The 18749-nt window shown below is 70.9% G+C and carries 16 protein-coding genes and 2 pseudogenes; 12 read left to right on the plus strand and 6 right to left on the minus strand.

The features are described 5' to 3' along the window. Positions 1 to 68 precede the first annotated feature (68 nt). A complete protein-coding gene (locus tag IE134_RS15660; RefSeq protein ID WP_098895132.1) occupies positions 69 to 3170 on the plus strand; it encodes a glycoside hydrolase family 3 N-terminal domain-containing protein in 3102 nt (1033 codons plus the stop codon). Positions 3171 to 3228: 58 nt separating this feature from the next. Further along, on the plus strand, positions 3229 to 4608 hold the full coding sequence (locus IE134_RS15665) for a hypothetical protein (RefSeq protein ID WP_189430789.1): 1380 nt from the start codon (positions 3229 to 3231) through the stop codon (positions 4606 to 4608). A gap of 120 nt (positions 4609 to 4728) precedes the next feature. Here IE134_RS15665 and IE134_RS15670 read toward each other — a convergent pair whose 3' ends face one another. Both IE134_RS15670 and IE134_RS15675 read right to left on the minus strand, forming a co-directional pair. Then, positions 4729 to 7029 (minus strand): FlgD immunoglobulin-like domain containing protein, encoded by a 2301-nt coding sequence (locus IE134_RS15670; protein ID WP_189430791.1) that lies wholly within the window; start codon positions 7027 to 7029, stop codon positions 4729 to 4731. Positions 7030 to 7150: 121 nt separating this feature from the next. Then, positions 7151 to 8155 carry a YdcF family protein gene (locus IE134_RS15675; RefSeq protein ID WP_189430793.1) on the minus strand — a complete coding sequence of 335 codons (1005 nt, stop codon included), beginning with the start codon at positions 8153 to 8155 and terminating at the stop codon, positions 7151 to 7153. 133 nt (positions 8156 to 8288) lie between these two features. Between IE134_RS15675 and IE134_RS15680 the strand changes: the two genes are divergently transcribed. Further along, positions 8289 to 8522 carry a hypothetical protein gene (locus tag IE134_RS15680; RefSeq protein WP_010056370.1) on the plus strand — a complete coding sequence of 78 codons (234 nt, stop codon included), beginning with the start codon at positions 8289 to 8291 and terminating at the stop codon, positions 8520 to 8522. 67 nt (positions 8523 to 8589) lie between these two features. Here the strand turns inward: IE134_RS15680 and IE134_RS15685 are convergent, their stop codons facing one another. After that, positions 8590 to 9177, minus strand: a complete 588-nt coding sequence (locus IE134_RS15685; RefSeq protein WP_098018939.1) for a TetR/AcrR family transcriptional regulator — start codon at positions 9175 to 9177, stop codon at positions 8590 to 8592. Between the two features lie 145 nt (positions 9178 to 9322). On the opposite strand from IE134_RS15685, the gene IE134_RS15690 reads away from it, so the two are divergent. From IE134_RS15690 to IE134_RS15700, 3 genes are all read left to right on the plus strand, one after another. Further along, positions 9323 to 10270 carry an NAD(P)-dependent oxidoreductase gene (locus tag IE134_RS15690; protein WP_098018942.1) on the plus strand — a complete coding sequence of 316 codons (948 nt, stop codon included), beginning with the start codon at positions 9323 to 9325 and terminating at the stop codon, positions 10268 to 10270. Between the two features lie 25 nt (positions 10271 to 10295). Continuing rightward, positions 10296 to 11171 (plus strand): AraC family transcriptional regulator, encoded by an 876-nt coding sequence (locus IE134_RS15695; RefSeq protein ID WP_098018945.1) that lies wholly within the window; start codon positions 10296 to 10298, stop codon positions 11169 to 11171. Between the two features lie 197 nt (positions 11172 to 11368). Next, positions 11369 to 11611, plus strand: coding sequence for a hypothetical protein (locus IE134_RS15700; protein WP_003966035.1), 243 nt, complete (start codon positions 11369 to 11371; stop codon positions 11609 to 11611). A 72-nt stretch (positions 11612 to 11683) separates the two neighbouring features. Here IE134_RS15700 and IE134_RS15705 read toward each other — a convergent pair whose 3' ends face one another. Together IE134_RS15705 and IE134_RS34645 are read right to left on the minus strand one after the other, a co-directional pair. After that, positions 11684 to 11866, minus strand: coding sequence for a DUF397 domain-containing protein (locus IE134_RS15705; RefSeq protein WP_189430809.1), 183 nt, complete (start codon positions 11864 to 11866; stop codon positions 11684 to 11686). Further along, positions 11797 to 12776, minus strand: a pseudogene (locus IE134_RS34645) (helix-turn-helix domain-containing protein). The gene IE134_RS15705 and the pseudogene IE134_RS34645 overlap by 70 nt, the downstream one beginning before the upstream one ends. A gap of 130 nt (positions 12777 to 12906) precedes the next feature. Between IE134_RS34645 and IE134_RS15715 the strand changes: the two are divergent. The 5 genes and pseudogenes from IE134_RS15715 to IE134_RS15735 all read left to right on the plus strand — a co-directional run. Continuing rightward, positions 12907 to 13173: pseudogene (locus IE134_RS15715) on the plus strand (ATP-binding protein); the annotation flags it as partial. A 96-nt stretch (positions 13174 to 13269) separates the two neighbouring features. Then, entirely contained in the window at positions 13270 to 14235 is a 966-nt protein-coding gene (locus tag IE134_RS15720; RefSeq protein WP_189430795.1) for an NAD(P)/FAD-dependent oxidoreductase, read from the plus strand. An 82-nt stretch (positions 14236 to 14317) separates the two neighbouring features. After that, positions 14318 to 14923 carry a dihydrofolate reductase family protein gene (locus IE134_RS15725; RefSeq protein ID WP_030714756.1) on the plus strand — a complete coding sequence of 202 codons (606 nt, stop codon included), beginning with the start codon at positions 14318 to 14320 and terminating at the stop codon, positions 14921 to 14923. A 188-nt stretch (positions 14924 to 15111) separates the two neighbouring features. After that, positions 15112 to 15378 carry a GlsB/YeaQ/YmgE family stress response membrane protein gene (locus tag IE134_RS15730; protein ID WP_006127827.1) on the plus strand — a complete coding sequence of 89 codons (267 nt, stop codon included), beginning with the start codon at positions 15112 to 15114 and terminating at the stop codon, positions 15376 to 15378. A gap of 138 nt (positions 15379 to 15516) precedes the next feature. Beyond that, positions 15517 to 17040, plus strand: coding sequence for a catalase (locus IE134_RS15735; RefSeq protein ID WP_030714753.1), 1524 nt, complete (start codon positions 15517 to 15519; stop codon positions 17038 to 17040). A gap of 65 nt (positions 17041 to 17105) precedes the next feature. On the opposite strand, the gene IE134_RS15740 is transcribed toward IE134_RS15735, so the two are convergent. After that, a complete protein-coding gene (locus IE134_RS15740) occupies positions 17106 to 17579 on the minus strand; it encodes an NUDIX hydrolase (protein WP_098895126.1) in 474 nt (157 codons plus the stop codon). A 96-nt stretch (positions 17580 to 17675) separates the two neighbouring features. Here IE134_RS15740 and IE134_RS15745 point away from each other — a divergent pair, with 96 nt between their 5' ends. Further along, on the plus strand, positions 17676 to 18293 hold the full coding sequence (locus tag IE134_RS15745) for a GNAT family N-acetyltransferase (RefSeq protein WP_098895125.1): 618 nt from the start codon (positions 17676 to 17678) through the stop codon (positions 18291 to 18293). Positions 18294 to 18749 lie beyond the last annotated feature (456 nt).

An 18749-nucleotide genomic window follows, 5' to 3' on the forward strand; every position in this document is an offset into this window, starting at 1 on the left:
CGCACCGACACCCCTGATCCGTAACAACGTCCGGCACCCCCGACCCCGGAAAGAGAGCGCTCCCAAAAATGTCCCGCATTCCGTACGCCCGCCCCCGCAAGGGCAGAAGCAGACCCGCGACGGCTGCCTTCGCCGCCGCGGCCGTCCTGGCCACCCTGCTCGCCGGGTCGGCCACCGGCCCCGCGGCGGCGGCCGACGAACCCGCCCCCGTCCTCATCGACCGCTTCGAGGGCGAGGTGCCGCTCGGCAACAACCCGCCCGCCGACGCCATCTTCACCTGGGGCGGCGACGCGGACGACCACCCGCAGCTGAAGCTGGCCGAACGCGCGGACGCCCCCGAGGGTGAGCAGGTCCTCGAAGGCTCCTACGACATCAGCGCGTACGGCGGGTTCAGCCACGAGTTCGCCGTGGACACCCCGCCGCAGAACTGGACCGCCCACAAGGGCATCCGCTTCTGGTGGTACGGCCAGAACACCGCACCCCTGCCGCCCGGTTCGGGCAAGCGCGTCAACTTCGAGATCAAGGACGGCGGCGCGAACGGCGGCGCGTCCGAGCTGTGGACCACCTCCTTCACCGACGACTGGGAGGGCTGGCACCTCGTCGAGATCCCCTTCGCGGACTTCGTCTACCGGGCCGACTACCAGCCCGTCGGCGGCATCGACCAGATCCTCGGCCTCAACGAGATGTGGGGCTACGCCCTCACCCTCCCCGGCGGGGCGCCCGGAGAATTCGCCCTGGACGCGGTCGAGTTGTACGGCAAGGCGGAGCCGGCGCTCACCGCGAGCGTCGTCACCGACACGGCCGTTCGCCCGGTGAAGAACGGTGCGAGCGCGGAGCTGACGCTGTCCGTCGCCACCACCGGCTCCGTCCCCACCGAGGAGCCGGTGACCGTCACGTACGCCACCAAGGGCGGCACGGCGGAGGCCGGCAAGGACTACGCCCCGGTCACCGGCAGCCACACCTTCCCGGCCGGCACCGCGTCCGGCACCACCCACAAGGTCACCGTCCGCACGGCGAAGGCGTCGAAGCCCGCCGAGGCGAAGACGATCCCGCTGGAGCTGACCGTCACCGGCGCGAAGGCCCCCCGGGAGAACCCGCAGGTCGTCATCGACGCCCACGGACTCCCGTACCAGAACGCCAAGCTGCCCGTGAAGCAGCGGGTGGCCGATCTGTTGGGACGCCTCTCGCTCTCCGAGAAGGCCGGCCAGATGACCCAGGCCGAGCGCAACGCGCTCCGCGCCCCCGGTGACATCGCCGCCTACGACCTCGGCTCGCTGCTCTCCGGCGGCGGCTCGGTCCCCACCCCGAACACGGCGGCCGCCTGGGCCAAGATGGTCGACGCCTACCAGCTGCGCGCCCAGGCCACCCGCTTCCAGATCCCGCTGATCTACGGCGTGGACGCGGTGCACGGCCACAACAACGTCGTCGGCGCGACGATCATGCCGCACAACATCGGCATCGGCGCGGGCCGCGACCCGAAGAGCGCGGAGAGGACCGGCGCGATCACCGCGAAGGAAGTCCGCTCCACCGGTGTCCCGTGGGACTTCGCTCCTTGCGTCTGCGTCACCCGTGACGAGCGCTGGGGCCGCAGCTACGAGGCGTTCGGCGAGGACCCGGCGCTGGTCGAGGCCATGGAGACGGTCATCCAGGGCATGCAGGGCAGCCCGTCCGGGAAGGACCTGCACCGCAACGACAAGGTGCTCGGCAGTGCGAAGCACTTCGTCGGCGACGGCGGTACCGAGTTCGGCTCCTCCACCACCGGCTCGTACACGACCGACCAGGGCATCACCAAGGTCACCCGCGAGGAGCTGGAGGCGGTGCACCTGTCGCCGTTCGAGGAGTCGGTGAAGCGGGGCGTCGGCACGATCATGCCCTCGTACTCCTCCCTCGACATCCTGGGCGACGACCAGGGCCCGGTGAAGATGCACGCCAACGCCGAGATGATCAACGGCGTCCTCAAGGACCGGATGGGCTTCGAGGGCTTCGTCATCAGCGACTGGCAGGCCATCGACCAGATCCCCGGCGACTACCCGAGCGACGTCCGTACGTCCGTCAACGCCGGACTCGACATGATCATGGTCCCGACCGCGTACCAGGACTTCACCAAGACCCTGAAGGACGAGGTCACCGCGGGCCGGATCAGCGAGGCCCGGATCGACGACGCGGTCGCCCGCATCCTCACCCAGAAGTTCCGCCTCGGCCTCTTCGAGAAGCCGTACGCGGACACCACCCACCTCGACAAGGTCGGCTCGGCCGAACACCGAGCGGTGGCCCGTGAGGCGGCCGCGAAGTCGCAGGTCCTGCTGAAGAACGACGGGGCGGTCCTGCCGCTCAAGCCGAACCAGAAGGTGTACGTCGCCGGGTCCAACGCCGACGACATCGGCAACCAGGCCGGCGGCTGGACGATCAGCTGGCAGGGCTCCTCCGGGAAGACCACCACCGGCACGACGATCCTGGAGGGCATGAAGAAGGCGGCGAAGAGCCCGGAGTCCGTCACCTACTCGCGCGACGCCTCGGCCGCCACGGACGGCCACGACGTCGGTGTGGTGGTCGTCGGCGAGACCCCGTACGCCGAAGGCATCGGGGACGTCGGCAACGGCCACGACCTGGAGCTGACGGCGGCCGACAAGGCGGCGGTCGACAAGGTCTGCGCGGCGATGAAGTGCGCGGTACTCATCGTCTCGGGCCGCCCCCAGCTCATCGGCGACCAGCTCGGGAAGATCAACGCGCTGGTGGCCTCCTGGCTGCCCGGCTCCGAGGGCGACGGCGTGGCCGACGTGCTCTACGGCAAGCGCGCCTTCACCGGGCAGCTCCCGGTGACCTGGCCGAAGTCGGAGGCCCAGCTCCCGATCAACGTCGGGGACGGGACGTACGACCCGCAGTTCCCGTACGGCTGGGGCCTGACCACCCTGAGGAAGCCCCCGGCCGGCGGTGAGCTGACCTTGTCCGCCCTGGCTCTCGCCGCGCAGGTGGCGGAGAAGGCGAAGCTGGGGAAGACCCCGGCGGGCAAGGCGATCGTGGACCAGGCCCGGCTGCTGGTCCAGCAGAAGATCGGCGGAAAGTTCGGCCAGGCGGTCGCCAAGCCCTTCGCGGAGGCGGACCACCTGCTGCTCAAGGGTGACCTGACGGGCGCGGTGGCCAAGCTGCGCACGGCCTACCGAGCCGCGTAGGCTCCCCGCTCTCCGGACGGGCGACGGCGTTCGTCGCCCGTCTGGAGTAGCGTTAAGTATGAGGAAAAGGCTCTTCCCCGCGCTGCTGGCGGGCCTGCTGCTCATCATCGCAGCGGCGGCTCTCGCCCTGACCTCGCCCGCGTCGGCGGCCCCGGCCGCCACGATCCAAGACGCCGCCCAGGCCCTGCGCGACGACCCGGTGTACGTGGACCCGGGCGCCCGCGATCAGCTCTCCGTCGCTGACGAGAAGGCCCTGGAAGACAAGATCACGGACGCCGACAAGCCGGTCTTCGTCGCCGTCCTCCCCGACACCTCCGCCTTCCCCGAGGAAGGCCTCCTCCCGACCCTGCGCAGCGACACCGGCATCACCGGCGTCTACGCGATACGCCTCGGCGACGGCTTCGACGCGGGCGCGGACCCGCAGGTCATGCCGACCCGAGCCGTCGAGAACCTCACCGCAGCCGTGGAGAACCCCACCACCGCCGGCAACGCCGACGCCCAGCTCAACGCCTTCGTCGACCGCGCCGTCGAACAGGCCCGCGGCACCGCCCCCGCCTCCTGGTCCGGCGGCGGAGGGGCGGCCGACGAGTCCGGGGCCCCGGTCGGCGGTCTGATCACGCTCGGCGCACTCGTCGCGGCGGGCGGCGCCGGCGCCTACGCGATCTCCCGCCGGAACAAGCGCCGCAAGGAGGAAGAGGAGCGCATTGCCCTCGAAAAGCTCCGGGTCGTCGTCGACGAGGACATCACCGCGTACGGCGAAACCCTGGAACGCCTGGACTTCCACCCCGCCGAGAAGGGCGCGGACGACACCATGCGCGCCGACTACGAACGGGCCCTGGACTCCTACGAGAGCGCCAAGACCAGGATGGACCGGGCCACGCACCCCTCGGACGTCCGCGGCGTCACCCAGTCCCTGGAGGACGGCCGCTACTCCCTCGCGGTCCTGGACGCCCGCCGCACCGGCAAGACCATCCCGGCCCGCCGCCCGCCGTGCTTCTTCGACCCCCGCCACGGCCCCTCGGTCGCCGACGTCCTCTGGACCCCGTCCGGCGGCGCGGCCCGGGAGGTCCCGGTCTGCGGCGCGGACGAGGTCCGCCTCAGCCAGGGCGAGGACCCCATGAGCCGCACGGTCGACGTCGGCGACGGCAACCGCCGCCCGTACTGGGAAGCGGGCCCGGCGTACGGCCCCTGGGCCGGCGGCTACTTCGGCGGCGGCCTGCTCCCCGGCCTCCTCGTCGGCACCATGCTCGGCTCGATGCTCGCCACCCCGGCGTACGCCTCCGAGTACGGCGGCGGTGACTTCGGCGACGGCGGCGCGGGCGGCGACTGGGGCGGCGGCGACTTCTCCGGCTCCGACTTCGACTCCTCCGGCTTCGGCGGGGGCGGCTTCGGCGACGGCGGAGGCTTCGGGGGCGGGTTCGACGGCGGGGGGTTCTGAGCGCCCCGGGTTCCGGTGGATCCCCTCAGCCGGGGCCCGGGGTCCGGGGGCGTCCAAGGGGCACCGCTCATGCGGACGGCCCCGGGAGCGGCGGAGTGCCGCCCCCGGGGCCGTACGCGCTCAGCCCGCCGTGACCCGCAAGGTGCCCGACGCCGCGACGTCGTCGCCCGAGCCGTCCGCCGGTGCGGCGGACAGCCGCCAGGTGTAGCCGCCCGCCAGGACCGGATCGCCGGAGGCGGACGTACCGTCCCATTCGACCCGCACCGTGCCGCGCGTGTCCTCGCCCGTCCAGGTGCGGACGGTCTCACCGGTCGAGCGGCGCACCAGCGTCACCTTCCAGGACGCGGCCGGCTTGGACAGCCACCAGGCGGCCTTCCATCCGCCCGCCGAGGCGGCGGGAACGGCGGAGTGGGTGACGACCGGCGGGGAGACCGCCTGCTGCGGGGCGGTGACGTGGACGGTGTCGTCGGTCCCGACCCAGGCGAGCTTGCCCGCCGCCGGGTCCAGGGTCCACGTGGTGCCGCGCCCGTCGTCGTCCGTGGGCGGCTTGAGGCCGGTGACCGTGCCCAGGTCGCCGGTGGAGCCGTCCGGCCGCAGAGCGGTCAGGCGCAGGGCGCCCGACGCCTCCCGGGCGGCCAGGAAGCGGTCGCCGAGCAGGACCCGGGACACCGGGGCGGGGTAGTCGCGGTGCGTCACCGTGTCGTACACGCCCGCCGCGTCCCGGGAGGCGCAGCTCCAGTACACGAGGCTCCCGCTGACCTGGAGTTCGGAGGGCACGCAGTCGACGCCCAGATCGTGGCTCGCGGTTGCCCGCCCGGAGCGCGGGTCGACCACGTTCACCGTGCCGGGCTTGCCGGGCGCCGACTTGTACAGCCGGTCCCCGGCCAGCGCCGCGCCCTGCGCCCGCTGGTCGCGGACGACGAGGTCGTGGGCGATGTCGACGACGTACTGCCGCCCGCCCGACTCGTACAGCACGAACTCCGGTGACGTGTCGACGATGCGGCCGCCCGTGCCGGGCAACACCAGGCCCTCGGACGACTGCTGGAGATCGTCGCCGGTTACCAGCGCGTCCTTGCCGGTGGCCGGGTCGGTGACCAGCCGGGCCAGACCCTCGTCCGTGCCCTCGGCGAAGCGGCCCGCCGCCAGGCCGGGGAAATCGGCGAGCCGGGCGCCCTCCGCCGGGTCGAGGCCGGTCCCGACGGCCTTGCCGTGCAACGTGTCCTTCCCGGCCAGCGAATTGACGTACCGCAGCCGCCCCCGGTCGAGGCTCAGTGCCCCGATCTCGCCGTCCGCGCTCTTGACGCCGGGCACCTCCCGCATGACCAGGTCGAAGACGGTCCCGCTGCCGTCCTGGTGGAAGGAGTGGATGGCCCGCTTGCCCTCGGCGTCCTTGCCCAGTGCCAGCACGCTTCCGTAACCCTCGGCCCTGAGCTGGGCGAACTCCACGCTGGCCAGGAGCGTGCGCTCGGTGTCCACGCCGGTGTGAGGTGTGAGCCGCAGCGGGCCGCCGAGGCCTTCGTGCCAGACGACACTGTCCTCCGCCAAGAGCGCGGTGACCTCGCTGTCGGGGGACTCCGTCGCCAGCGGGACCACCTTGGGGCTGCCCGTGCCGCTGCGCGGGAGGATCCGTACCCCCTGGCCTCCGTCACCGTTCCTCGAGAACCAGGTGACGTTCATCTGGGTGATACGGAAGCTGCTCGCGTCACCGGTCACCGGCAGCGGCTTCACCCGGCCGTCGTAGGCGGTGAGGATGCCGTATCCCGGGGAGCCGTCCGCCAGCCGGTAGCCGATGAGGACCTCGCTGCCCTGCGCACCGAGCACCACGGGCTCGGCGCCCGTGGTGGCTCCGGCGGGCAGCCGCACGAGGGGATCGGCCGACGGGTCCCCGCCCCGGGGCACCCGCATCTCGTACGTTCCGTCGCCCTTGTCGACGGTGGCCACCGTCCAGCCGCCCGCGAAGCGCAGGTTGAGGTACCGGGCGGGCACGGTGGAGGTGTGGGTGAAGGCCGGGTCCTCGATGCCGATCCGGACGATGTCCGTCCCGCCGTCCGCCCGCTGCTGGGTGTAGATCGCCCGGTTGTGCTCGTCGTGGCCCCCCACGAGCAGCTCTTCCGGGACGCCTGCCAGCTCGGTGACGACCCTGGTCCGGCTGTTGTACGAGTTCGTCCAGAGGTAGTCGTCGCCCTCGCGGTGCAGTACGCCCTGCCTGCCGGTCGCCAGGATCTTCTCCGGCCCCTCGCCGAACGCGTCGGGCGCGGGTATCAGGACCTCCGCCGCCTCCGCCTTCCCGGCGGCGTGTGCGGTGGACGGCAGCGCCGTGGCGAGCCCCGCGGCCAGCACCACCGCGATCGCCGCCGCCCCCGTGGTCAGCCCGGTACGCCGTTTGTGGGCGCGGTTGTTCGTGTACAGGTGTCGGGACACCTGACCCCCCTTGTCAGTTGACCGATCGTGCGCATCTGCGATGCGAACGCGATCAACCTTATGCGGGTGTGGGGGAGTTGTGTGTGAAGTATGCGCAACTGGTGGTGTGCATGGGACTGTCTCAGCTCGCCCACCACGCGGCCACCCCGCCGAGAACGATGATCACGCACATCGCCGCGTTGCTCTGCCGGTAGTCCACGAGGATCGCGGCGAACTCGCGGAGCATCGCGTTGGGCCAGAAGTACGCGGCCGTGGGGGAGCCCACCACCTGCCCCCGGATGCGGACCCGCCGGGCGATGAGGGCGGCCCGGAAGGCGTGGTAGTTGTTCGTGACGACCACGCACCGGTAGCCGGGCTTGGCCGCCTCCATGATCTCCTTGCTGAAGCGCAGGTTCTCCTCGGTGTTCCGCGAACGGTCCTCCCGCTCGATGAGGTCGGCCGGGAACCCCTCGGCCACCAGGTGGTCGGCCATCGCGTGGGACTCCGGCAGCTTCTCGTCGGGGCCCTGCCCGCCCGAGGTGATCAGCACGGGCGACCCGCCGCGCCGGGACAGCCGCTCATGCACCTCGCGCCCCCGCTTCAGCCGGCTCGCCAGCAGCGGGGGCACGGTGGAACCGCCGATCAGCCCCGACCCCAGCACCACCACGAAGTCGGCCTTGCGCCGCACCTGGAGCCGCCCGTAGAGGAACGCGTAGCAGACGAAGCAGAGGAACAGGAACGAGAAGTACAACGCCAGCCCGCCGGCCGCCCACGCCACCCCGATCAGCACCGGAGTCCGCAGCACGGCGGCCGCGACCAGTAGGGCGACCACGCCGAGGACGGCGAACGCGGCCAGCAACGACAGCAGATGGGCCGGGCTCCGGCCCTCCTTGCGCAGCATGCGTACGCCGTTGAGGAACAGGAAGCACACCAGCACGAGCAGGGCCACCGCCGCCAGGGCCACCAGCGCCCCGACGACGTAGGGCACCGAGGGCGACTCGGAGCTGACCAACCGGTACAGCAGGGCACCCAGCGCGCAGAGCACGGCGAGCCCCAGGACGACGGCGTTGCTGAACTTACGGCGTTCGAGCAGCACGCTCACGCAGAAGACGAGGAAGAGAAGCGCCGCGGGGGCGTAGGCGAGCATGCGCACAGACTAGGCAGCGTCCCGGCGGCCGTCGACGGCGAGGTGGGTCGTCCGGAGTGGGCCGGAGGCGGGGGCGGGAGCCGCCAGGGAATCGGGGCGTGCCCTTTGTGGGGTTTCTGCCGTTGAACCCGGCATGAAGAAGCGAAGCGTACTCGCCGCCGTCACCCTCGCCACCGGAGCGGTCATCGCCGCCATCGCCCCGCACCCGGGCGGCGGGGACACCGCACACGCCGCCGAACCGGCCGTCTCGCTGGGCGCGCTGGACGACGTCGGCGACCTCGGCAAGCTGGTCGACGGCGCGGCCGGGGCGACCACCTCCACCGCAGGCACGGTCACCAGCACCGTGGAAGACGCCAAGCTCAGCTGAACCGGCTGGGACAAGGACAGGGGCGGCCGCAAGGCCGCCCCTGTCGGCGTTCCCGGGCCGGGCGCGGTCAGCGGCGAGGCGGATCGATCCCGTACGACCGGACGAGACGGGCCAATTGGCGGCCCGCCGCCAGAAGGGGCTCCTCGCTCCGGTTGACCTGGGCGGTCACCTCGGCGCCCTCGATGGCGCTGATGACGGTGGTCGCCAGTTCCCGGGCGTCGTCCGCCGGGAATCCGCAGCCCAGCAGCTTGTCGAGGACGAGCCGCTCCCAGCCGTTCAGCGCGTCGGCGCACGCCTTCTGCAGCTCCGAGTCGGCCCCGAGGGTCTCCAGGGCCGCCGCCGTCACCGGACAGCCGTCCACCCAGCCCGACTCCTTGAGCCCGGCCGCCAAATCGCGGGTGCAGGACATCACCGCCTCCGCCGGATCGGGCTCGCTGTCCAGCGCTTCCTTCAGCAGCGCCGCGAACTCCTGTTCCCCGTGCCGGATCGCGGCGACGGCAACGGCCTCCTTGCCGCCCGGGAAGAAGTGGTAGATCGAGCCGAGGGTGGCCTGCGACTCCGTGGCGATCTGCTTGATGCCGGTGCCGACGTACCCCTGCCGCTGAAGAAGGCGCGCGGTCGCCACGACGATCCGGTCCCGGGTGCTGGTCTGCATGCCGTCACTGTAGCGGAATTGGGTAGAGCGTTCGTTCTAGAGCTGTGCTACGTTCTCGGCACGCGCTAAATAGAGCGTTCGCTTTAGTCAGGGTGGGTGCGCGGAACGGCTTCCGCCTGCCCCGACCGACCCGCTGGAGGCGGCTATGAACAACACAGCGACGAAGCACCCGGGCTCCGTGACCGTCATAGGACTGGGGCCCATGGGCCGGGCGATGGCCGGGGCCCTGCTCGACCGCGGCTACGGTGTCACCGTCTGGAACCGCACCGCTTCCCGCGCGGACGACCTGGTGGCCAGGGGCGCGGTCCTCGCGCCCAGCCCCGCCGACGCCGTCGCGGCGAGCGAGGTGGTCGTCCTCAGCCTCACGGACTACGAGGCGGTCCGCGCCGTACTGGAGCCGGCCGCGCAGGCCCTGGACGCCAAGGTCCTGCTCAACCTCACCTCCGCCACCCCCGAGGAGGCCCGCACCGGAGCCCGCTGGGCGGCCGGGCACGGTGCCGCACAGCTCACCGGCGGCGTCAACTCGCCGCCCTCCGGCATCGGGCAGCCCGACTCGGCCACCCTCTACAGCGGGCCGCGCGAGGCCTTCGACCGGCACCGGCCGGTGCTCGAAGCGCTGACCGGACGGGTCGAGCACCAGGGCGAGGACCCGGGGCTCGCAGCGCTCTCCTACCAGCTCGGCATGGTCGTCTTCTGGACCTCGATGCTGAGCTTCTGGCAGGCCGTCGCCCTGGCCCGCGCGAACGGGCTGAAGGCGGCCGACATCCTGCCGCACGCCACGGAAACGGCGGACTCCCTGGCGCAGTTCTTCGCCTTCTACGCCGAACGCATCGACGCCGGAGTGCACGACGGCGACGTCGACCGCCTGGCCATGGGGGTGGCGAGCGCCGAGCACGTTCTGCACACCCACACCGAAGCGGGCGTCGACTCCACCCTCCCGGCGGCGGTCGTCGACCTGTTCCGGCGAGGCATGGAGGCGGGCCACGCCGGGGACAGCTTCTCGTCCCTGGTGGAGCTGCTGGCGAAGCCCGGCGACCCGACCGGACCGGGCACGGACGGTCGGGTCCGGGAGGATGGCCTCTCCCTACGGTGAACGGGCAAGGGAAGGGAATCAGGAGTTGCTGGAACGGCTGAACGACGCGATGGAGCACATCGAGGCTCACCTCGGTGAGCGCATCGAGGCGGCGGACCTCGCCCGGATCGCGATGACGTCGGAGTACCACTTCCGCCGGATGTTCTCCGCGCTGGCGGGCCTCCCGCTGTCGGAGTACATCCGTCGCCGCCGCATGACGGTCGCGGGGGCGGAGGTGCTCGGTGACCGTGACCGTTCGCTGCTGGACGTGGCGATGCGGTACGGCTACGACACGGGGGAGGGCTTCGCCCGGGCATTCCGGGCCGTCCACGGCATCGGCCCCGGGGAGGCCCGCCGGACGGGCGCGGTCCTGCGGTCCCAGCAACGCCTGACCTTCCGACTCGTCGTCGAAGGGAGTAGCGCCATGCGCTACAGCTTGGTGGAGAAGAACGCGTTCCGGGTGGTTGGAAAGAAGGCCCGCGTCCCGCTCATCCACGAGGGACCGAATCCGGCCATTGCGGAGTTCATCCGGGGCATCGGCCGGGAGGAGCTGGACCGCATCGCGGCCCTCTCCGACCAGGAGCCTGCGGGCATCGTCGGGGTGAGCGACCAGCTCGACCCGAGCCGCGCGGAGGGCACCGAACTCGATTACTACCACGGGGTGGTGAGTTCGGCTGAGCCTCCGCCGGAGGACCTGGACGCCTTGGACGTACCAGCAGGTACGTGGGCGGTCTTCGAGAGCGAGGGCGCGTTTCCGCAGGCCCTCCAGTACCTCTGGCGGGATGTGTTCACGCAGTGGTTCCCGTCGAACCCGTACGCATCGAGGCCCGGCCCGGAGATTCTGCGGGTGCGGCTGACGGAGGACGGGAAGCGGGCGGAGGCCGAGCTCTGGATCCCGGTCGAGCGGTCGGCCGAAAGCTGACGTGCCGAGCGAAATATGCGGCACGGCAGAGGTTTACGGCCATGGGGCATATGCGGTGACCTATTGGTCCAGACCTATTGTGCGGGCGTTCGCGGCTCGCTAGCTTTCTCGTGGCGGCGCGCGCTGTTCGGATCGGCTCGACTCATTCATTCACTGATGCACAGTCATGTGCGTTGACTGAAAACGGAGTTACCGACATGCACAGACGTATTGCCGCACTCGCGGTGACCGTGGCGACCGCCGGAGCGATGCTCCTCGGCACCGCCTCGACCGCCTCCGCCACGGGCCCCGGATTTTGGCTCCGCAGCCATCACGCGAGCCTGGCGGAGTGCCAGGCGGTGGGGAACGCCGGCGCCGACAACGCCCTCTGGAGCCGGGTCTTCATCTGCAACCCGTTCGCCGGGAAGCCGGGCGTGTACGAGTTGTGGGTGCGCTACTGAGGCTGAGGTAGCGGGTGGACAGTGAACCGCCCCGGCTGCGGCGGCGGCCGGGGCGGTTCACTGTCGGACTGCTCAGAGGGTGGTGCTGCCGTGGACGAAGGTGCTCCAGGTGGCGGGCTCGACGGTGAGGACGGGGCCGTCGGTCACCTTGGAGTCGCGGATGTGGACGGCGCCGGGGTGGGTGGCTACCTCGACGCAGGCTCCACCGTCACCGTCGCTGTAGCTGGACTTGCGCCAGTGGTAGGCGACTTCGATGCAGGCCCCGCCGTCACCGTTGCTGTGGCTGGACTTGAACCAGTGGAGGTCGGTAGGGCCGGAGGCGGGGTGTGCTGCGCGGGACATGTCTCTCCAAGCAGTGCGTCCAGTAGCCGGGTGCTCTCCGCGACGGTGAGCGCCTGGGAGCGCAGCATCCCATACCTCTGCATAAGTGCGCTGACGTCGGCGGGTTCGTCGTACAGCTCTCCGCGCAGCTGACCATCGACGTAGGCAAGTCCGTCGTGATCGGGCGTCTCCAGCAGAATCAGCGGCCCCGAGAGTCCGGCGTGCCGAGGGGTGCTGCGGGGCATGATCTGAATGGTGACGAACGGTAAATCCATGCAGCGTCGCAGGTGGAGAAGCTGCTCCCGCATGACGTCGGGGTCGCCCAACTCCGTGTGGAGGATGCTCTCCTCCAGGATGAAGTGAAGGATCGGCCGGGGTTTACGCTCCAGGATCTTCTGGCGGTCGAGCCGGTCCGCCACCCGCTCTCGATCTCGTCCTCTTCGAGCGGCGGGTAGTTGCAGCCGAAGAAGAAGCGCGCGTACGCGTCGGTCTGAAGCAGCCCCGGAACGAGCTGTGACTCGTACCAGAGCAGGCTTGCCGCGTCCTGCTCGTACTGCACGAAGTCCTTGACCAGCGCCTGGTAGCGCTCCTTCCGCGGGATCCTCTCCACCGCGACCCGCAAAACGCCCTTGGTGTCCAGCAGTTCATCGAGCTGGATGGCCAGGTCTGACTGGAGCGCCCGTCGCCCCTGCTCGATCGAGGCGATGGTGTCCTCGCCCACCCCGGCCTGCTCGGCGAGTGCGGCCTGTGTCAGCCCGGCGAGTTTGCGGAAGTGGCGCAGCTGCGCCCCGACCACCTGCCACGAAGTAACCCGCCTGATGCCACTCTGCTTTCCCGGTTGCATGACCTGGCTTCTCCCCGTTCCGGCCCCGCTGTCAACCCGTCAGAACCCGTACAAAACCTTTTGTACGTCTCTCAGCTCTGCTTCAGCCTAGTAACTCCGTGTGAGCGTGGAAGCATGAACGAGACAACCCACCGAGCTGGCGACCAACGCGCTCCGGCATGGCGTACCTCCGGGGCGCGGCTTCAAGGTCCACATCTACCTGGAGCGGGTCGAGAGCATCATCCGCGTCGAGATGCACGACAGCGGGGGCGGTGTCGTGCGCGCGGCGGACGGGCCGCCGGAGCCCGACGACGAAGGTGGGCGCGGGCTGCTGCTCGTCGCCGCGCTGGCCGACAAGTGGGGCGTGGCCGAGCGGAACCCCGGCAAGATCGTGTGGTGCGAGTTCAGCATCGTATGACTTGCTGTTTCGGCAAGGATGTTTGTCGTTTCGGCCTGCACGGGCGCACTCTCGTCGTCGAGCGGTGGTGATGCCGCGTGACGAAGGAGGAGCGACATGAAGCAGCAGCGGTACGACGTGGTGATCGTGGGCGGCGGGGCCGCCGGCCTGAGCGGGGCGCTCGCCCTGGGGCGGGCCCGGCGCTCGGTTCTGGTGATCGACGCGGGGGAGCCCCGCAACGCTCCCGCCTCGCACGTCCACAACTACCTGGGCCGCGAGTCCACCCCGCCGGGCGAGCTGCTGGCGATCGGCCGGGGCGAGGCCGCCGGGTACGGGGCGGAGATCGTCGAGGGCCGGGTCGCCTCGGCCGAGCGGCTTCCCGGCGATGGGGAGCAGGGCTTCCGGGTCGTGACCGAGGACGGCCGGAGCGTCGAGGCGCGGCGGCTGCTGGTGACGACGGGGCTCGTCGACGAGCTGCCGCCCGTGCCGGGGCTGGCGGCGCGGTGGGGGCGCGAGGTGCTGCACTGCCCGTACTGCCACGGCCACGAGGTGGCGGACCGCCCGATCGGCGTGCTCGCCACCGGCCCGCTCGCGGTGCACCAGGCGCTGATGTGGCGGCAGTGGAGCGACGACGTGACCCTCTTCCTCCACACGGGCCCGGAGCCCACGGAGGAGGAGTACGAGCAGCTGGCGGCCCGGGGCGTCGCGGTCGTGGACGGCGAGGTGACGGGCCTGGAGGTCACGGACGACCGGTTCACCGGCGTCCGGCTGGTGTCCGGCCGGGTCGTCCCGCGTGAGGCGCTGGTGGTGCAGGCCCGGTTCACCGCCCGCTCGGCGGTCCTGGAGTCGTTGGGGCTGAAGCCGGTGGCGCAGGAGATGGGCGGGGTGGTGATCGGTTCGTACATCCCGACCGACCCGACCGGCGCGACGGAGGTCCCCGGCGTCTGGGCGGCGGGCAACGTCACCCGTCTCACCGAACAGGTGATCGGCGCCGCTGCGGCCGGCCTCATGGCGGGAGGCGCGGTCAACGGCGACCTGATCACCGAGGACACCCGACTGGCGGTGGCGGCCCGGCGGGCGTGACCGGTCCGATGAGTTTGTGGCCCGCCGCCGGTCCAAGTTCATGACACCCAAGGTTCATGACACCTCAGGAAGGAACACTGCCATGTCGGAGCTTCTCGTCGACTTCATCACCTCCCTCGACGGCTATGCGTCCGGAGAGGGCTGGCCCGGGTTCTGGGGCCTGGAGGGCCCGGAGTACCTCGCCTGGCTCGGTGAGCAGCCCGAGGTCACCTACCTCATGGGAGCGAAGACGTACCGCCTGATGTCCGGCTTCGCCGCCGGGGAGGTCCCGGGTGGCCAGGACGAGTTCAGGCCCGAGGAAGAGGCGTCCGTCGACGAGCTCACGCGAGCGCCCAAGGTGGTGTTCTCCTCCTCGCTGGAGGCGCCGCTGCCGTGGGCCAACACCACGCTCGTCCGCGACGACGCCGTCGCCACGGTCCGCGCGATGAAGGAGAACGGCTCGGGGCTCCTCAGCACGATCGGCAGCCTCAGCCTGTGCCGGTCCCTGCTGCGGGCCGGGCTCGTCGACCGCTTCCGGGTCGTGATGTTCCCGGTGATCACCGGTGCCACGGGCTCGGAGCGCATCTACGACGGCTATCCGGACGTCGCCCTGGACATGATCGGGCACCGGACCTTCGACGGCCGCACCCAGCTGGTCGAGTACAAGCCCCGCGTGCTGGAGCACCCGCCGCTCGGTGCCCCCGCGTGACGTCGTTCCGTGCGCAGGCGGGCAGCTCCACGGCCCGCCCCCGTCCGGCGTAACGAGGGCGGGCGGATGACGGGTCGCGGGGGTGACGGACTTCGCCCTGCGGATGTGTGAGTTCCGTTTGGGGGGATACGCGGAGGGTGCCCGGGGCAACGAGGACGCCGGGAGAGGGAACACAGAGGGAGACTTTCGTGGGCATCATCGCCTGGATTCTCATCGGCCTGCTCGCGGGCGCCATCGCCAAGGCACTGATGCCGGGCAAGGACCCGGGGGGCTGCCTGATCACGATGCTGCTCGGTATCGCGGGCGGCCTGCTCGGCGGCTGGCTGGGCAAGGTGATCTTCGGGGTCGATTCGATCGACGGGTTCTTCAGCCTGTCGACGTGGATCGCCGCAGTCGTCGGTTCCGTGATCCTTCTCGCTCTCTACCGCCTGATCGCGGGGAACAGGTCCCGTTGATCCGGGCGGCCACGATGCTTCGACGGGACGATTCATCCGCATATGCCTACATTGGCAGAGGCGCGACAGGGTAGCCGTCGGGCAGAGCCGAGCCGAGGTCTCGACGCCCGCGCACGACCGACAAGAGGACATGAGGACATGACGGACACGACCCGTAAGCCGACCACGTCCGACTCCGGTGCCCCGGTGGAGAGCGACGAGCATTCGCTCACCGTCGGCCCGGGCGGGCCGATCCTGCTCCAGGACTCCTACCTGATCGAGCAGATGGCCCAGTTCAACCGCGAACGCATCCCCGAACGCCAGCCGCACGCCAAGGGCAGCGGCGCCTTCGGGAAGTTCGAGGTGACCGCGGACGTCTCCGCGTACACGAAGGCCGCGCTCTTCCAGCCCGGCACCACGACCGACCTGGTCATCAGGTTCTCCACCGTCGCCGGGGAGCGGGGCAGCCCGGACACCTGGCGGGACCCGCGCGGCTTCGCGGTGAAGTTCTACACCAGCGAAGGCAACTACGACATGGTGGGCAACAACACCCCCGTGTTCTTCGTGAAGGACCCGATGAAGTTCCAGCACTTCATCCGGTCCCAGAAACGCCGGGCGGACAACAACCTCCGCGACCACGACATGCAGTGGGACTTCTGGACCCTCTCGCCGGAGTCGGCCCACCAGGTCACCTGGCTGATGGGGGACCGGGGCATCCCGCGCACCTGGCGTCACATGAACGGCTACACCTCGCACACGTACATGTGGATCAACGCCGAGGGTGAGCGGTTCTGGGTGAAGTACCACTTCAAGACCGACCAGGGCGTCGAGACGTTCACGCAGGACGAGGCCGACCAGATGGCCTCGGCGGACACGGATTACCACACGCGTGATCTCTTCGAGCACATCCGGGACGGCGACTTCCCGAGCTGGACGCTGAAGGTCCAGATCATGCCGTTCGAGGACGCGAAGGACTACCGGTTCAACCCGTTCGACCTGACCAAGGTGTGGCCGCACGGCGACTACCCGCTGATCGAGGTCGGCCGGATGACGCTGGACCGCAACCCCACGGACAACCACGCCGAGATCGAGCAGGCGGCCTTCCAGCCGAACAACTTCGTCCCCGGCATCGGCCCGAGCCCGGACCGGATGCTTCTGGCGCGGCTGTTCTCGTACGCGGACGCGCACCGCTACCGCATCGGGGCCAACTACCAGCAGCTCCCGGTCAACGCCTCGGTCGCGCCGGTGCACACGTACTCCAAGGACGGGGCGATGGCGTACCGGAAGACCTCCGACCCGGTCTACGCCCCGAACTCCAAGGGCGGCCCGGAGGCGAACCCGGCGCTGTTCGGTCCCCCGCCGAGCTGGTACGCCGACGGGGAGATCACCCGGGCGGCCTACGTCGACCACGCCGAGGACGACGACTGGGGCCAGGCGGGCACGATGGTCCGCGAGGTCCTGGACGACGCGGCGCGGGACCGGCTGGTGGACAACGTGGTCGGCCACCTGTTGAACGGGGTGACCGAGCCGATCCTCCAGCGGGCGTTCCAGTACTGGTCGAACATCGACAGCAAGATCGGCAAGCGCATCGAAGAGGGCGTCCGCGCGAAGGCGGGCGAGAAGGATCCGAAGGCGGGCGAGCAGGGCAACCCGGCCCGCTCGTCGATGCAGCGCAAGGCGTAAAGGGCGCGATGCCCTGGGTCCCGGCCGCCGGTCTCCCGCCAGGGGGCCGGCGGCCGGGTTCGTTCTCAGTGCTGGACGAGCCCGCCGACCGGGACCGGGGTCACGTGCCCGGTGGGCGGGAGGTGCTGCGCCAGGGCGATCCCGATGTCCACCAGCGACGACCGGCGCAGGCGAGCGACCTCGGCGACGGGGGTCCACACCGACGCGGCGGTGTCCCCGTTCGGCTCGGGACGGAGCCGGCCACCGGTGACGCGGACACCGTAGAAGACGCCGACGTTCTGCAGCTCGGGCGCGCCGGGCAGGCGGCGCTCGCCCGCCGGTATCACCCGCGAGTCCACGCCGAGCAGGCGCTCGACCACGGCCTCCAGACCCGTCTCCTCGGCGACCTCCCGGATCACCGTGTCGAACGGGTCCTCCGCGTGCTCGACCCCGCCGCCCGGGAGGGTCCAGGTGCGGTCGCCGTCCGGGCTCACGGCCAGAGCGAGCAGCACCCGGCCGTTCTCGATGCACACCGCGTACGCGGCCAGTCGTCGGTCCATCGCGCGAGGCTGTCTCCGGTATCCGGCATCGGTGTCCGGGACCGGTGTCCGGGGCCCGAGGACCCCCCTCACCTCCCAAGATCATCAACGTGCAGAATGACCCGTATGTCGATAACGAACACTCCGCAGGCGGCCACGCTCGACGACGCCCCGGAGATCAGCCGCACCCTGGCCCGCGCCTTCGCCGACGACCCGATGATGGGGTGGTTCTTCCCCGGCGGGGCCTCGCGCGAGCCCGACCTGGTCCGGTACTTCACCACGATCTTCACCCGGCAGTACGGCCGCCACGGGGTGTGCGAGCGCACCGGGTCGGCGGCCGCGTTCTGGGTGGCGCCGGAGGGGCAGGAGAAGACCGTTCCCGACGCCGGGACGGTCGCGGAACTGGAGGAGATCCTCGGCGACCGGGCGCCGCTGTTCCGGGACGCGGTCGCGGCGGCCGCCGAGCAGGGTCCCAAGGAGCCGCACTGGTATCTGGCGGTCGTCGGCGCGGACCCGGCGGCCCGGGGCCAGGGGCACGGGGCGGCGCTGCTGCGTTCCGGGCTGGCCAAGGCCGACGCGGCGGGCCTGCCGGTCTACCTGGAGTCCTCCAAGCCGGACAACCTGCCGTTCTACGAGCACTTCGGCTTCACGGTGCTCGGCGAGGCAACGCTGCCGGGCGGCGGCCCGGCGCTGTGGGTGATGCGGCGCGCGCCGCGCCCCGGGGGCGCGGCTTAGCGGAATCTCAGGGGGAAACGCTTCCTGCCGGATCTGCCGACGAGGGAGCTCCATGAGAGGGGGAGCGCGGAGAAGAATGGTTTCTCCGCGCTTCGTATCCGCCTGTCCGCCCGACCGGTGAACGGCGGGCATCGGCCCAGATGGCCTCCAGCCCGAGGGGCCGGCCCGGATCGTGACTGCCCCAGGACTGACAGGGATCCGCCGTCGCACGGGAGGTGCCGTGCGGTGGCGCCCCCGGCGGGGCGTCGCGTCCGATGCCGTCGAGTCGCCGTTCGAAATCCGCCTGCAGACGGTTCATCGTGGCGAGGAAGTCCCTGAGCAGGATGGTTTCTTCAGTCATGGGGTCGGCACATTCCTCTGCGAGACTCCAGCTGTCACATCCCGACAACGACAGGGCCCGGCCGAGGGGACGCGGCATTCGGGTGAGCGTGCGGGGAGGTGACGCACCGGCGCGTA

The organism is Streptomyces rubiginosohelvolus, from assembly GCF_014649875.1.
Lineage (GTDB): Bacteria > Actinomycetota > Actinomycetes > Streptomycetales > Streptomycetaceae > Streptomyces > Streptomyces rubiginosohelvolus.